Below are 14,358 nucleotides of genomic sequence, written 5' to 3' on the forward strand. Positions count from 1 at the left end.
CCCGCGTCGGCGGCGACACCGGCCCGTGGTCAGATGGGCCGGCCCCGGCAGAGCCGGATCCAGCGGTACCCGTAGCCGGACAGCTTCAGCCGCTCCAGCTTGCCCACGTCGCCGTAGCCTCGGTCGGCGAGCACGTCGATCGGCAGGTCCGCCTCGGGCTGGAGGCTGCTCAGGTCCACCTCGGCGTCCTCGGTCCCCAGGTTGTGCAGGAAGACCATCGTCCCGGTCGGGCCGTCGGCACGGTGCGCGAGCACCCCGGGCGGCATCGGCACGTCGATGTGGGTCGTGGAGCCGGAGCCGACCTCCGGGGCCTCCCGCAGGGTACGGATCATCCGCTCGAACCACGCCAGCAGCGAGCGGGGGTCCCGCCGCTGGGCGGTCACGTTGACCTTCTCGTAGCTGAACTCGCCCTTGTCGATCACGGGGCGGACCAGCTTCTCCGGGTCCGCAGTGGAGAAGCCGGCGTTCTCCTTGTACGACCACTGCATCGGGGTACGGATCGCCTCCCGCCCGGGCAGCGAGAGGTCCTCGCCCATGCCGATCTCCTCGCCGTAGCGCAGCACCGGCGTGCCGCGCAGCGAGAACTGGAGGGCGTACGCCAGCTCGAGGCGCCGCCGGTCGTTGCCGAGCATGGAGGCGAGCCGACGGCGGATGCCCCGGCCGTAGAGCTTCATGTCCTCGTCGGGGCCGAACTGCTCGTACACCTGGTTGCGCTGCTCGGCGGTCAGCCGGGACAGGTCGATCTCGTCGTGGTTGCGCAGGAAGGTGGCCCACTGCCCGCCCACGGGCAGCTTCGGGGTGTCCCGCAGCGCCTCGATCACCGGCTCCGGATCCTGCCGCGCCAGGGCCAGCATCAGCCGCCCGTTGAGCATGAAGTCGAAGAGCATGTGCAGCCGGTTGGCCGAACCGCCGCTGTCGCCGAAGTAGACCGGGAGCTGGTCGGGCTCGACGTTGGCCTCGGCCAGCAGGATGGCGTCGCCGCGGCGCCACTGCACGTGCTGGCGCAGCTCGGTGAGGAACTCCATGTCCTTCGGGGAGTCCGGGTTGCCGGCCTCGGTCAGCTCGATGATGAACGGCACCGCGTCCATCCGGAAGCCGGAGACGCCGAGCTGGAGCCAGAACGACATGATCTTCTTGACCTCTTCGCGGACCTTCGGGTTCGCCATGTTGAGGTCGGGCTGGAACTTGTAGAACCGGTGGTAGTACCACGCCTTGGCGGTCCGGTCGTAGCTCCACGTCTCGTTCTGCTCGCCCGGGAAGACCATGCCCTGGTGGCGGTCCGGCGGCTCCTCGTCCGACCAGACGTACCAGTCCCGGTACGGCGAGTCCGGCGAGGACCGGGCGGACTGGAACCACGGGTGCTCGTCCGAGGTGTGGTTGACCACCAGGTCCATGATCACCCGGATGCCCCGGTTCCGCGCCTGGTGCAGCAGCTCCGCGAAGTCGCCGAGGGTGCCCAGGCGCGGGTTCACGTTGTAGAAGTCGGTGACGTCGTACCCGTCGTCCTTGTTCGGCGACGGGTGGATCGGATGCAGCCACAGGCAGGTCACGCCGAGCCGGGCGAGGTAGTCGAGCCGGCCGAGGAGGCCGCGGATGTCACCCACCCCGTCGCCGTCGGAGTCCGCGAACGTGTCGATGTCGAGGCAGTAGACGACCGCCTCCTGGTACCACCTGTCACCCATGCCCGGTTTACTTCTCCCGTCGCCCGGAACGGCAAACCCGCGGGTACGGTGCCGGCATGAACGCCGAGACGAGCAGGGTCGAGTGGTCCGCCGGCACCTGGCTGAACCCGCCGGTCCGGGCGCCGGAGTCCGCCGGTGGGCTGCTGGTCGAGCCGGCCGAGGGCAGCGACTTCTGGCGGCACACCAGCTACGGCTTCGTGCACGACGACGGCTCGGCGCTGCTCGCCCCGTTCCCGGTCGGCAGCGCGGTGGAGGTGAGCTTCCAGCTCGACTACGCCGAGCAGTTCGACCAGGCGGGCGTGCTGGTCCGGGTGGACGAGCGGTGCTGGACCAAGGCCGGGGTGGAGGTCAGCGACGGCCGGCCGCAGCTCGGCGCGGTGGTCACCCGGGAGGTGTCGGACTGGTCGGTCGCCCCGGTGCCGGAGTGGTCCGGGCGGGAGGTGACCGTGCGGGTCAGCCGGTCCGGCGACGCGCTGACCGTCCGGGCCCGGGCCGCCGGCGAGCCGTGGCGGCTGGTGCGGCTCGCCCCGCTGGAACCCGGGGCCGAGGCGTCGGCGGGGCCGTTCTGCTGCTCGCCGACCCGGGGCGGGCTGATCGTGCGGTTCACCGGCTGGCGGCGGGGGCCGGCCGACGCCGCGCTGCACCCGGCGGACTGATCGGGTGATCAGTGGGGCGGGTCACCGGCAGGTGTGACCGGCGACGGTCGGGGTACCACTGTCCGATCCCCGGCCGGAAGGACGCCCATGGCTCTCGCCCAGCACGTCGACCCGAACCAGTTCAGCGGGCTGACCGGTTGGGTGGCCACCGTCATCGACTCGCTCGGCGCGCTCGGCGTGGCCTTCCTGGTGGCGCTGGAGAGCATCATCCCGCCGATCCCGAGCGAGATCGTGCTGGCGATGGCCGGCTACCTCTCCGCCGAGGGCCGGTTCAACGTCGTGCTGATCGTGCTCGCCGCCACGGCCGGCTCGCTACTCGGCGCGCTGGTGCTCTACTGGCTCGGCGCCGCGCTCGGCGAGGAGCGGCTGAAGCGCTGGCTGGACCACATCCCGCTGGTCGACCGCGACGACCTGGAGAAGGCCGACCGCTGGTTCGAGCGGCATGGCCGGTGGGCGGTGCTGATCGGGCGGCTGGTCCCGGTGGTCCGCAGCCTGGTCTCCATCCCGGCCGGGGCGAACCGGATGCCGCTGGGCGAGTTCGTCCTGCTGACCACGATCGGCAGCGGGGTGTGGAACGCGCTGATCGTCGGGCTCGGCTTCGCCCTCGGCTCGCGGTGGCAGCAGGTGGACCGGTACAGCGACTGGTTCAACTACGCGATCTTCGCCATCTTCGGCGTGATGATCGTGAGCTGGTCGGTGAGGAAGATCCGGAAGCGGCGCGCGCGGCGCGACCGGCAGTCGGTGACTGCCGGCCGCTGACCGCGACGACGCGTCCGGTACGCGCGGGGACCGCGCTTCGATCAGTACCGTGCGGTGATCGAGGTGAACTCCCAGGTGTTCTGGGCGATGCCCGAGCAGTTGGAGACCACGCCCCCGCCCGCGCAGGGCCGGTCCCGGTTGACCGACCAGAAGGTGAACCGGGACAGTCCCCGGGCCTTGGCCCAGTCGCGGATCTGGGTCCAGGTGGCTGGGGAGGTCAGCTCCTGCTGGTCGGAGAGGCCGTTCATGCCGGAGATGCCCATGTGCGTGTACGCGGTGGCGTCCGACCAGCCGAACGCCGTCTTCAGCGCGTTCTTCAGCCCCTCGGCGGCGTTCACCGTGTTCTGGTACATGTTCGCTCCGCCGCCGAAGTCGAACGGCATGATGGTGAAGGTGTCGATGTTGGCACCGAGCGCGGCGGCCTGGTTGATCAGCCGGGTGCCCCACCAGGACGGGCCGGTGGTCGACGTGCCGAAGGTGACAATCGTCTTGATCCCCGGGTTGTTCTGCTTGACGATCTTCAGCGCGCCGAGGATCCGGTCCTGCACCACCTCGTTCTCGAACTCGTCGCTGTTCTCGATGTCGATGTCGATGGCCTTCAGCCCGTACGCGTTGATCACCTGCTGGTACGCGCCGGCGAGGGCGCTCGCCGAGGAGCAGTTCGGGCCAAGCTTGTTGCCGCTCCACCCGCCGAAGGACGGGATCACGTCACCGCCGGCCGCCCGGATCGCGGCGATGGTGCTGGCGTGCGCGCCCCCGGTGAGCGGGCCGGAGCCGTCCCAGGCCGGCGTGCAGCCGCCGCCGGAGAGCACGAACGCGATGGTGAACCACTTGATCCCGGTCGCGCCCATCACGGTCGACGGCGCGGGCGGGTCGCCCCAGCCCGGGTAGAGGTAGGGCGCAGCGGCCATCGGGCCGCTGCCGCCGGTGCAGCCGGTGGTGCTGGCCGACACCGCCGCCGACTTCGGCGACTCGCCGCTGGCGTTGTACGCGGCCACCGTGTAGCTGTGCGTCGTGCAGGCGGCCAGGCCGGAGACCGTGGCGGAGGTGCCGGTGACGGTGGCCCGCACGGTGCTGCCCTCGTACACCCGGTAGCCGGTGACCGTGCCGGAGACCGCGTTCCAGGCCAGCGAGACCGCGGAGTCGGTGCTGCCGGTGATCCGCAGCCCGCCCGGGGTGGGCGGCGCGGACGGGTCGCCGCCTCCCCCGCCGGTGCAGGAGCCGCCGTTGACCGTGCAGTTGGTGGGGTCGCCGGTGCCGCTGACGATGAAGCCGAAGGTGGTGCTGGCGCCCGGGGCGAGGGCGCCGTTCCAGGACTGGTTGACCGCGGTGACGTGCTGGCCGGAGGTCGTCAGCAGGGCGTCCCAGAACGAGCCGACGGTGCTGCCGGCGGGCAGGTCGAACTGGACGTTCCACGAGGAGATGCTCGCCGAGCTGTTGTTGGTGACGGTGAACTTGGCCTCGTACCCGCTGCTCCAGCTGGAGGTGCGGACGAAGGCGGCGGTGGCGGCGGAGGCGGGTGGCGCGGCCACGACGGTGGCCGCGACCAGGGCGGCGGCGAGCGCGACGGCGAACGTCGCCACGCGGGTGGGGCGGAGTTTCACGATGTCCTCCCGGGACCTGATGTGGTGGGGGTGGCCGGTCCGGGCGGGCCGGCGTCGTGGTGGGGCCCGCGGGTCAGGGCAGGGTGGCCAGGTGCGGACCGTTTCATGCGACCCTCCACACCCGAACGGGCATCCACGGGCATCAACGTCAGCGATATTATTAAGACTGTTAACTGTTTCTGTCCAGAGGAGTTTGCGGAGGGGTCCCCTCCCAGGCCCGGAGGCGACGGAAGGGACCCCTGGCGACGCCTCAGCGACGGAAGGTGTGAACCGGTTGACGAAGTTCAGCGTCCGGCGGTGTCCGCCGGCTGCGGGCGACGCAGCACCACCTGCTCCAGCGCGGTCCACCCGGTCGTGGTGACCAGGTAGAGCACCGCCGCCAGCGGCACCACCAACGCCACCAGCACCGTGGTGTACGGCAGCAGCGGCAGCAGCCGGCCCAGCGTCGCCGCGCCCGGCCCCTCGGTGGGCGTGCCGGCGACAGTGCCGGTGGTGGCGGCCGCCCGACGGGCCCGCCGCGACGAGTACCAGGCCGACACGAGCAGCGCCGCCAGCAGCACCCCGAAGACGGCGACCACCGGCCCGGTCAGCCCGTCGCCGAGGTGCCAGCCCAGCGGCACCCCGGCCAGCCGCTCGTCGAGCAGCGCAGGGCTGCCGTCACCGGTAGCGAAGAGGCGGTACATGACCAGGAAGAACGGCGCCTGGAGCAGCGCCGGGAGGCAGCCGGCGACCGGATTGGCGCCGGCCCGCCGGTACAACGCGAACAACTCGCTCTGCAGCTTGGTGGGGTCGTCGGCGTACCGGCGCTGGAGGTCGCGGACCTCGGGGGCGAGCGCCGCGCGGCGCCGCTCCCCGCGGACCTGCGCCAGGGTGAGCGGCGAGATGAGCAGGCGGACGCCGATGGTGAACAGGACGATCGCGGCGGCCGTGGCCGCGCCGCCGGTCAGCGGTTCGAGCGTGTCGGCGAGCCAGGTGACGACGGTGGCGGCGACGGACGCCGCGGCGTGCAGTGGTGCGAAGGCGAGCATGGAACCCCTCGGTCCGATTCCGGAGGTCCCGCGGGGACGGCGCGTACGCTCACGCCCCCGCCACCGCCATCGGCAACCCCGGCACGCCGCCAGCCTAGGACCCGGTGTCACGCCGGGCGCCGACATTGAGGACTCCAGCCTCCGGTCCCGGGTCGGTGCGGGCCGCGACGACGCCGGCGTACACCAGCCAGCCGGACAGGCCGAGCAGTTGGACCCGCTGCCAGGCGCCCAGCGCCGCGTCCGGGTGGGCCAGCTCGACCAGGGTGCCGGCCGTGCCGACCAGCAGCACCGTGGCCACCGGCAACCCCCACCGGAACGGCACGCGACGGCCGCGCAGCGCCACCAGCAGCGCCACCAGTGAGACCAGCCCGCCGGCGACGGCCACCGACGAGCTCACCGAGTGCCCCTGGTGCCGCCAGGACACCGCGCCCAGCTCCGCCAACCGGGCGCACCGCGCGTCCGCCGTCGGGGCGCAGTCCATCGAACTCACCGTGCCGTCCAGGGCGGTGGCCACGCCGAAGGCGACCAGCCCCCACCAGGCCCACCGCGGCCAGCCCCGGGCCCGCCGGGCCAGCACCACCCCGGTCGCCGAGGCCAGCGCGCCGACGACCAGGTCACCCAGGCCGAAGACCAGGTGGTACGGCTGGTCCCGGGCGCCAGCTCGCTGGCGTACCCGTCGAGGAGGCCGAACGCCGGGTTCAGCAGCGGCCCGATCAGCCACGACGAGTAGAGGACCCCGGCCAGCCCGAGCGCCAGCCCCGGCGACAACCGGGTCGGGCCGCGGCTCACGATGACTCGCGGACCAGCGGGAAGGGCAGGGTCTCCCGGATCGACCGGCCGGTCAGCAGCATCACCAGCCGGTCCACGCCCAGGCCGAGCCCGCCGGTGGGCGGCATGGCGTACTCCAGCGCGGTGAGGAAGTCCTCGTCCAGCTCCATCGCCTCCGGGTCGCCGCCGGCCGCCCGCAACGACTGCGCGGTGAGCCGGCGCCGCTGCTCCGTCGGGTCGACCAGCTCCGAGTACGCGGTGCCCAGCTCCAACCCGAACGCCACCAGGTCCCACCGCTCCGCCAGCCGCGGGTCGTCCCGGTGCTGCCGAGTCAACGGCGAGACGTCGGTCGGGAAGTCCAGGTAGAACGTCGGCGCCTCGGTGCGCGCCTCGACCAGCCGCTCGTACAGCTCCAGCAGCACCGCGCCGCGCTCCCCGCGCGGGTCGTACGCGACCCCGGCGGCGTCGCAGAGCTTGCGCAGGGCGGCCACGTCGGTGTCGGCGGTGACCTCCTCGCCGAGCGCCGCGGAGACCGCCTCGTTGACCGTACGCACCGGCCACTCGCCGCCGACGTCCACGCACTCGTCCGTCCCGGGGCGGCGCACCACCGGCGACCCGTGCACCGCGACCGCCGCGGCGACGATCAGCTCCCGGGCCAGCTCGCGCATCACGTGGTAGTCGGCGTACGCCTGGTACGCCTCCAGCACCGTGAACTCCGGATTGTGGCTGTGGTCCACGCCCTCGTTGCGGAACGCCCGGCCCAGCTCGTACACCCGCTCCACCCCGCCCACGGCCAGCCGCTTCAGGTACAGCTCCGGGGCGATGCGCAGGCTCAGCCGCAGGTCGTACGCGTTGCTGTGGGTGAGGAACGGGCGGGCGTTGGCGCCGCCGTGCACCCGCTGCAGGATCGGCGTCTCCACCTCGAGGAAGTCCCGGTCGGCCAGCGACCGCCGCAGGCTGTGCAGGGCGCGCCGCGGGCCCGCAGCAGGTCGCGCGCCGCCGGGTTGATGGCGAGGTCGAGGTAGCGCTGCCGGACCCGGGCCTCCGGGTCGGCCAGCCCGTGGTGCTTGTCCGGCAGTGGACGCAGGCACTTGGCGGTCAACGCCCAGTCGGCCACCCGCACCGACACCTCGCCGTGCTTCGTCGCGTACACCTCGCCGGTGGCGCCCACGTGGTCGCCGATGTCCACGGTGGCCCGCCAGCGGTCCAGGTCCTGCTCCAGCATCAGTTGCAGGTCGCCGCTGCCGTCCCGGACCGTCACGAAGCAGACGTGCCCGTGGTCGCGGACCAGCAGCACCCGGCCGGCCACCGACACGATCTCCCCGGTGCCGGTGTCCGGGGCCAGGCCGGCGTGCCGTCGGCGCACCTCGGCGCAGCTCTGCGTCCGCGGGAAGCCCACCGGGTACGGGTCGACGCCCTCGGCGCGCAGCCGGTCCAGCTTCGCCAGGCGTACCCGGATCTGCTCCGGACGGCGCACCGCGGCCGGCTCCGGCGGCACGGCCCGGACCGTCGCGGCGGCCGGCGGCACGTAGCCCACCCCGCCGCCGGTCGGCGGCACCCCGTGCAGCGGGGTGGGTCGCCCGCCCGGCAGGGCGACGAAGCCCTCGGCGACTGCCGCGGCGAGACCCACCCGGGCGAGCTCCCGGCGCTCGGCGAAGCACAGGTAGCGCGGGGTCCAGTGCGGCTGGTACCTGGCGTTGGAGAGGTAGAGCGACTCCAGCTGCCACCAGCGGGAGAAGAAGAGCAGCGTGTGCCGCCAGAGCCGGATGACCGGGCCGGCGCCGATCCTGGCCCCCTGCTCGAAGACCGACCGGAAGACCGCGAAGTTCAGCGACACCCGATCGACGCCGAGCCGGGGCGCCGCGCCCATCAGCGTCGCCACCATGAACTCCGTGACCCCGTTCTCGGCGGACCGGTCCCGGCGCATCAGGTCCAGCGACAGCCCGTCGGCGCCCCACGGGCTCAGCGACAGCAGCGCCCGCACCCGGCCGGCCGCGTCCCGCGCCTCGACCAGCACGCAGTCGCCGTCGGCCGGGTCGCCGAGCCGGCCCAGCGCCATCGAGAAGCCCCGCTCGTGTGCGGTGTCCCGCCAGGCGGTGGCCAGCCTGGCCAGCCCGGCGAGCTCCGCCGGCGGGATCTCCGCGTGCCGGCGCACCCGGGCCGTGTAGCCGGCCCGCTCCACCCGGTGCACGGCCTGGCGGACCGGGCGCATGTCCCGCCCGTCCAGGTCGAAGTCGCGGGCCAGCAGGATCGCCTCGTCCCCCAGGTGCAGCACCTTCAGCCCGTGCCGGTGGTACGCCTTGGCGCCCGCCTCGCTGGTGCCCATCACCGCCGGGGTCCAGGCGTACGCGCGGGCCTGGTCGAGCCACGCCTCGATGGCCGGCCCCCACGCCTCGGGGTCCCCCACCGGGTCACCGCTGGCCAGGCTGACCCCGTTGACCACCCGGTAGGTGATCGCCGCCTTGCCGCTGGCGGAGAAGATCGCCGCCTTGTCCCGGCGGGTGGCGAAGTAGCCGAGCGAGTCCCGCTCGCCGTGCCGGGCCAGCAGCTCCCGGATCCGCTCCTCCTCATCGGCGTGCAGCACGGCGGCGGCCCGCTGCGACCGGAGCAGGGTGAACAGGCCGGCCACGAAGGCGACCGCGCCGAAGCCGCCGAGCAGCAGGTTGACCCAGCCGGGCGCCTGCCCCTGCCGGGTGACGTCCAGGGTGATCGCGCCACCGAACACCTTCTCGATGGCGTAGCCGAGCCGGTCCACCCAGGTCCGCAGGCTGCCCGGCTCGACCAGGAGCAGCAGGTACCCGAGCCCGACGGCGACCGCCGCCAGCCCGAGGAAGACCCCCAGGGCACGGCGGGTGCTGCCGCTGCGCACCCGGGCGTAGAACTCGCGCCGGGCGGCCAGCAGCAGGGCCGACGCCCCGGCGGCGAAGGCGATGCCGACCCACACCCCGACCGTCTCCAGCGAGCTGAACAGCCGCTCCCCGGCGTCGTCGGTGAGGTCGTTGCTGCCCACCGCCAGCAGCAGCACGCCGGCCAGCACGCCGACGGCCAGGCTGAGGATGAAGTAGCCGACCAGCACCCAGTACGCCAGCCGCTTGCGGCGCAGCACCGCCGAGGCGAGGGTGCCGAGGAAGACCGCGTACGCCAGGTTCGCCGGCGCGGGCAGCAGCAGGGCGTCGATCGCGGTACGGACCGGCTGGATGTCGGAGCGGGCGGCGCTGCTCAGCGCGGCCAGCGCGCAGACCACCGCGATCACCCAGAGCAGCGTGGCGAAGGCCCGGGGCACCTGGCCTCGCCAGCCCCGGTCGGCGCGCCGCGGGTCGGTCACCGTCCGCGACGCGGTGCTCCGGGTCAACGTGGCCTCCCTCGCGCCGGTGACGCCCGGCGTCGACCGGCCTCATCGTAGCCACGCCCGCCGACGGACCCGTCGCGGAAGCACCGGGTCCGGACCGACACGCCGGGCCGCGTTTCCCCGCGCCGACACGGTGGGTAGTGGGCCGTCGACGCCGCGGCGCGACGCCGCGGCCGGCGCGAAAGGTGCGGTGAGGGCGATGAGCGGGTCAGTGGCCGAGCGGGAACGGAAGACCGCCGCGGGCGGCACCGACCTGTTCACCGTCGGCGTCGAGGAGGAGTTCCTGCTCGTCGACCCGCACACCGGCGCGGCGGTGCCGGCCGTCGACCTGGTCATGGAACAGGTGCCGGCCGAGCTGCGCGGCCAGGTCGAGCGGGAGTTCCAGACCAGCCAGATCGAGACCGGCACCCCGCCCGGGCTGGAACTCTCGTCCATCCGGCACTCGCTCGGGGTGCTGCGCGCCGCGCTGGCCGACGCCGCCGAGCGGGCCGGCGTACGGGTGCTCGCCATCGGCACCGGCCCGGTGGACGGCCCGGTGCCGCCGGTCGTCGACAAGCCCCGGTTCGACCGCATGATCGAGCGGTTCCGGCTGCTGGTGCCCGGCCCGGGCAACAACGGGATGCACGTGCACGTCGGCATCCCCGACCCGGACACCGGCGTGCAGGTGCTCAACCACGTCCGCCCCTGGCTGCCGATCCTGCACGCGGTGACCGCCAACTCGCCGTTCGTCAAGGGGGAGGACACCGGCTACGCGAGCTGGCGGTCGGTGGAGTGGGAACGCTGGCCGTCGGTGGCGCCCACCCCCTTCCTGACGTCCCATGAGCACTACCAGCGGCTGATCCGGCAGCTCATCGGCAGCGGGGTGATGCTCGACGAGGGGATGCTCTACTGGTACGCCCGGCTGTCCGCGAAGTACCCGACGGTGGAGATCCGGATCGGCGATGTCTGCCCGTCTGTGGACGACGCCGTGCTGGTCGCCGCCCTGGTGCGGGCCCTGGTGGCGACCGCGATGACCGACATCGCCGAGGGGCGGCCGGCGATCCGGACCGACCATCACCTGCTCGTCGCCGCGCACTGGCGGGCCGCGCACGACGGGCTGGAGGGCGACGGCGTCGACCTGACCGACGGCGAGCTGCGCCCGGCGTGGGCACTGCTGGAGAAGCTGGTCGACCGGGTCCGGCCGGAGCTGGCGAAGCACGGCGACCTCGACCAGGTGACCGACCTGCTGGGCGGGCTGCGCCGGCACGGCAGCGGAGCCGCCCGGCAACGCGCCGTCTTCGCCCGTACCGGTCGGATGGTCGACGTGGTCGAGGACGTGGCCCGGCAGACCCGGGGCTGACCGGCGCGGCCCCGGCCGGGGCGCGCGGGGCGGGCCCGCGGGCGCTCCCCGCGTGACAGGATTGATCCCGTGGCGGAACGGCTGATCGTCGTCGGCGGGGACGCGGCCGGGATGGCCGCCGCGTCCCAGGCCCGGCGTCGCCGCGACCGCGACGACCTGGAGATCGTCGCCTTCGAGCGGGGAAACTTCACCTCGTACTCCGCGTGCGGCATCCCCTACTGGGTCAGCGGGGTGGTGCCCGACCGGGAGCAGCTCATCGCCCGCGACCCGGCCACCTTCCGGGAGTCGTTCGACATCGACATCCGGATCCGGCACGAGGTGACCGGCATCGACGTGGAACGCCGCGAGGTGGTCGCCCGGGACCTGGCGGACGGCCGGGAGGTCCGGGAGGGCTTCGACACCCTGGTGTACGCCACCGGCGCGGTCCCGGTGCAGCCCCCGTGGGCCCGGACCGACGCCGCCGGGGTGTTCGGTGTGCAGACCCTCGACGACGGGGCGGCGCTGCTCGACTGGCTGGAACGGGAGCCCCGGCCCCGGCGGGCGGTGGTGATCGGCGGCGGCTACATCGGCGTCGAGATGGCCGAGGCGCTGATCCAGCGGGGGCTCACCGTCGACCTGGTCGAGCAGTCCGACCAGCCGATGTCCACCGTGGACGGGGACATGGGAGAACTGGTCGCCGACGCCCTGAAGGGGATCGGCATCCAGATCCGTACCGGCCTGTCGGTGACCGGGCTGGAGGAGCGGGACGGGCGGATCGCCACCGTGGTCACCGCCGAGGGACCGATGCCGGCCGACGTCGTGATCCTGGGTCTCGGCGTACGCCCCAACACCGCCCTGGCGGAGGCCGCCGGCCTGCCGCTCGGGCCGACCGGCGGGCTCCGCACGGACCGGCGGATGCGGGTGCCCGGGGTGCCGGGCGTCTGGGCCGCCGGGGACTGCGTGGAGACCCTGCACCGGATCAGCGGGATGCCGGTGCACGTCCCGCTCGGCACCCACGCCAACAAGCAGGGCCGGGTGGCCGGCATCAACATCGGCGGCGGGTACGCCACCTTCCCCGGCGTGATCGGCACGGCGGTGACCAAGGTCTGCGACCTGGAGGTGGGGCGTACCGGGCTGCGGGAGCGGGACGCCCGCGCGGCCGGCTTCGACTTCGTGTCGGTGGTGGCGGAGTCGACCAACCGGGCCGGCTACTACCCGGGCGCCCGGCGGATGACCGTCAAGCTGATCGCCGAGCGGCCCAGCGGCCGGCTCCTCGGGGCGCAGATCGTCGGCTGGTCCGAGGCGGCGAAACGGATCGACACGCTGGCCGTGGCGCTGTGGAACAGCATGACCGTGGACGACATGACGGCGCTGGACCTGGGCTACGCCCCGCCGTACGCGCCGGTCTGGGATCCGGTGCTGATCGCGGCCCGCAAGGCCGTCGACGCCCTCGCCGGCGCCGGCCGCTGACCCGCCCACACTCGACACCCGATCCTTGTCGGGGGCCGCGGTCAGCGTGTCCGCGCTGTCGCAGTGCCGGTTCCGGCGCCGTGCGCATCCCAGGGGCTCTCCACCGGCTACCGGCGCGACTGGTCGGTGCAGTTCCCGAAGGGCATCCGCGAGCCGGGCGCGCGCTACCTGGTCACCGAGGTCCGGGAGTCCGGCCGCGGCGGCTTCTACCGGACGCACGGGGACATCCGCCGGCTCCGCTGACCGGCCGGTCCCCGACCGCCGGCCCTCCGCCGGGTCCCCTCGCCGCACGGTCACCAGGTCGAGGTGGTCCGCTGGCTGCTCGGCGACGAGTGAGCGGGGCCGAGCCGGGTCGCCGGCCCCCGCGGCGAAGAGTGCGGCGGTGCGAGCTCAGCGGGCCTGGCAGGTGGCGCACCAGTAGAGGTTGCGGCCGGCCAGCGCGCCCCGGCTGACCTCGGTGCCGCAGACGTGGCAGGGCGCGCCGGGGCGGCGGTAGACGTACACCTCGCCGCCGTGCCGGTCGACGCGGGCGGCGCGGCCCATCACCTCGGGCAGGTGGGCGTCGCGCACGGTGTCGATCCGGCCCGCCTCCACGGCCAGGGTCATCAGCGCGACCAGGTCGGCCCAGAGTTCCCGCCAGCCGGCCGGGGTCAGCTCCCGGCCGGGCAGGGTGGGCGGCAGCCCGGCCCGGAACAGCGCCTCGGTCACGAAGATCAACCCGGTGCCGGCCACCACCGACTGGTCGAGCAGCAGCGCCGCGAGCGGCGTCGGGCTGCGGGAGATCCGGGCGTACGCCCGGTCCGGGTCGGCGTCGGCGCGCAGCGGGTCCGGGCCGAGCCGGTCGCGCAGTGCCGCCACCTCGGGCGGGGTGAGCAGCTCGCAGGCGGTCGGCCCGCGCAGGTCAAGCCAGTGCCGGTCGCTGGTCAACCGCAGCCGCACCTGGCCGACGGGCGGCGGTGGCTCGCCGGGGCCGTCGGCGAACCTGCCGTACAGCCCGAGGTGGACGTGCAGGGTCAGCTCGCCGGCGTAGTGGTGCAGCAGGTGCTTGCCGTACGCCTCGGTGCCGTCCAGGACGGTGCCGCTGAGCCGGGCCGCGCCCTCGGCGAAGCGGCCCTGCGGGCTGGCGGCCTGCACCTTGTCGCCGACGAAGAGTTCGGCGTGCCGGGCCGCCAGGCGGTGGATGGTGTGTCCCTCTGGCACGTCGGCAACGGTAGCCGGACCGATGTCGCCGTAGGCCACCCGGCAGCAACCCGCGAAGCTCCTCTGGAGCTGATGTCGTGAACGAATCAGCGGACCGGCCCAGCGATGCGCCCGGTGATTCGTTCACGTCATCAGGTTCGTAGCGCCACCGCACCACACTTCCACCGGCGAGGCCGGGCTCCTCGTGGCCGCGCCGGAGAGCCGATCCGACCGCGGCGGGTCCGGGACGGGTGTGGTGGATGACACTGCTGGGTAAATCCTGTTTCGTCACGCGTGGCTGCCACTGCGCTTCCGCCGGCCTCCACGCCCTTGACCAGGAGGTGTGAAGTGAACATTCTGTCGCGCCGGAAGGAACCGGCGCAGAACGAGGACGTGAACGGCGACGGGCGCGTCGACGGACGGGACGGCGACGGGGCCACGTACCGGAGCACCGCCACCGGCGACGGCCGCGACTCCGACGCGGAGCGCCGGGCGGCCGACCGGGCGGCGACCGCGCGGGCCGCCACCGTACGGCCGGTGGCCAC

General features: G+C 73.7%; 10 protein-coding genes and 2 pseudogenes. 6 read left to right on the plus strand and 6 right to left on the minus strand.

What is annotated here, in order from left to right:
• Positions 1-29: 29 nt before the first annotated feature.
• Positions 30-1,682, minus strand: coding sequence for an alpha-amylase family protein (locus JNW87_RS12165; RefSeq protein ID WP_109800492.1), 1,653 nt, complete (start codon positions 1,680-1,682; stop codon positions 30-32).
• Positions 1,683-1,738: 56 nt separating this feature from the next.
• On the opposite strand from JNW87_RS12165, the gene JNW87_RS12170 reads away from it, so the two are divergent.
• Together JNW87_RS12170 and JNW87_RS12175 are read left to right on the plus strand one after the other, a co-directional pair.
• The gene (locus tag JNW87_RS12170; RefSeq protein ID WP_109800493.1) at positions 1,739-2,338 is read left to right on the plus strand and encodes a DUF1349 domain-containing protein; all 600 of its coding nucleotides are present in this window, start codon (positions 1,739-1,741) and stop codon (positions 2,336-2,338) included.
• An 87-nt stretch (positions 2,339-2,425) separates the two neighbouring features.
• Positions 2,426-3,097 (plus strand): DedA family protein, encoded by a 672-nt coding sequence (locus JNW87_RS12175; RefSeq protein WP_109800494.1) that lies wholly within the window; start codon positions 2,426-2,428, stop codon positions 3,095-3,097.
• 41 nt (positions 3,098-3,138) lie between these two features.
• On the opposite strand, the gene JNW87_RS12180 is transcribed toward JNW87_RS12175, so the two are convergent.
• The 4 genes and pseudogenes from JNW87_RS12180 to lysX form a co-directional block, all read right to left on the minus strand.
• Positions 3,139-4,701, minus strand: coding sequence for a cellulose binding domain-containing protein (locus JNW87_RS12180; protein WP_238453708.1), 1,563 nt, complete (start codon positions 4,699-4,701; stop codon positions 3,139-3,141).
• A gap of 284 nt (positions 4,702-4,985) precedes the next feature.
• Positions 4,986-5,729: a YidC/Oxa1 family membrane protein insertase gene (locus JNW87_RS12185; protein ID WP_109799761.1), complete on the minus strand. Its 744-nt coding sequence runs from the start codon at positions 5,727-5,729 to the stop codon at positions 4,986-4,988.
• Between the two features lie 94 nt (positions 5,730-5,823).
• Complete coding sequence (locus tag JNW87_RS12190) at positions 5,824-6,450, minus strand: DUF998 domain-containing protein (protein WP_238453709.1); 627 nt, start codon at positions 6,448-6,450, stop codon at positions 5,824-5,826.
• A 64-nt stretch (positions 6,451-6,514) separates the two neighbouring features.
• Positions 6,515-9,822, minus strand: a pseudogene (gene lysX, locus JNW87_RS12195) (bifunctional lysylphosphatidylglycerol synthetase/lysine--tRNA ligase LysX).
• A gap of 214 nt (positions 9,823-10,036) precedes the next feature.
• On the opposite strand from lysX, the gene JNW87_RS12200 reads away from it, so the two are divergent.
• The 3 genes from JNW87_RS12200 (at position 10,037) to JNW87_RS12210 (ending at position 12,877) form a co-directional block, all read left to right on the plus strand.
• Positions 10,037-11,185, plus strand: a complete 1,149-nt coding sequence (locus tag JNW87_RS12200; RefSeq protein WP_109799763.1) for a glutamate--cysteine ligase — start codon at positions 10,037-10,039, stop codon at positions 11,183-11,185.
• A gap of 69 nt (positions 11,186-11,254) precedes the next feature.
• Positions 11,255-12,634 (plus strand): FAD-dependent oxidoreductase, encoded by a 1,380-nt coding sequence (locus JNW87_RS12205; RefSeq protein WP_109799764.1) that lies wholly within the window; start codon positions 11,255-11,257, stop codon positions 12,632-12,634.
• A 63-nt stretch (positions 12,635-12,697) separates the two neighbouring features.
• Positions 12,698-12,877 (plus strand): hypothetical protein, encoded by a 180-nt coding sequence (locus JNW87_RS12210; RefSeq protein WP_236647246.1) that lies wholly within the window; start codon positions 12,698-12,700, stop codon positions 12,875-12,877.
• Positions 12,878-13,024: 147 nt separating this feature from the next.
• Here JNW87_RS12210 and JNW87_RS12215 read toward each other — a convergent pair whose 3' ends face one another.
• Positions 13,025-13,834, minus strand: a complete 810-nt coding sequence (locus JNW87_RS12215; RefSeq protein WP_109799769.1) for an Fpg/Nei family DNA glycosylase — start codon at positions 13,832-13,834, stop codon at positions 13,025-13,027.
• 327 nt (positions 13,835-14,161) lie between these two features.
• On the opposite strand from JNW87_RS12215, the pseudogene JNW87_RS12220 reads away from it, so the two are divergent.
• Positions 14,162-14,358, plus strand: a pseudogene (locus JNW87_RS12220) (hypothetical protein); the annotation flags it as partial.

The sequence above is a fragment of the Micromonospora sp. ATA51 genome, from assembly GCF_016802855.1.
Taxonomy (GTDB): domain Bacteria; phylum Actinomycetota; class Actinomycetes; order Mycobacteriales; family Micromonosporaceae; genus Micromonospora; species Micromonospora sicca.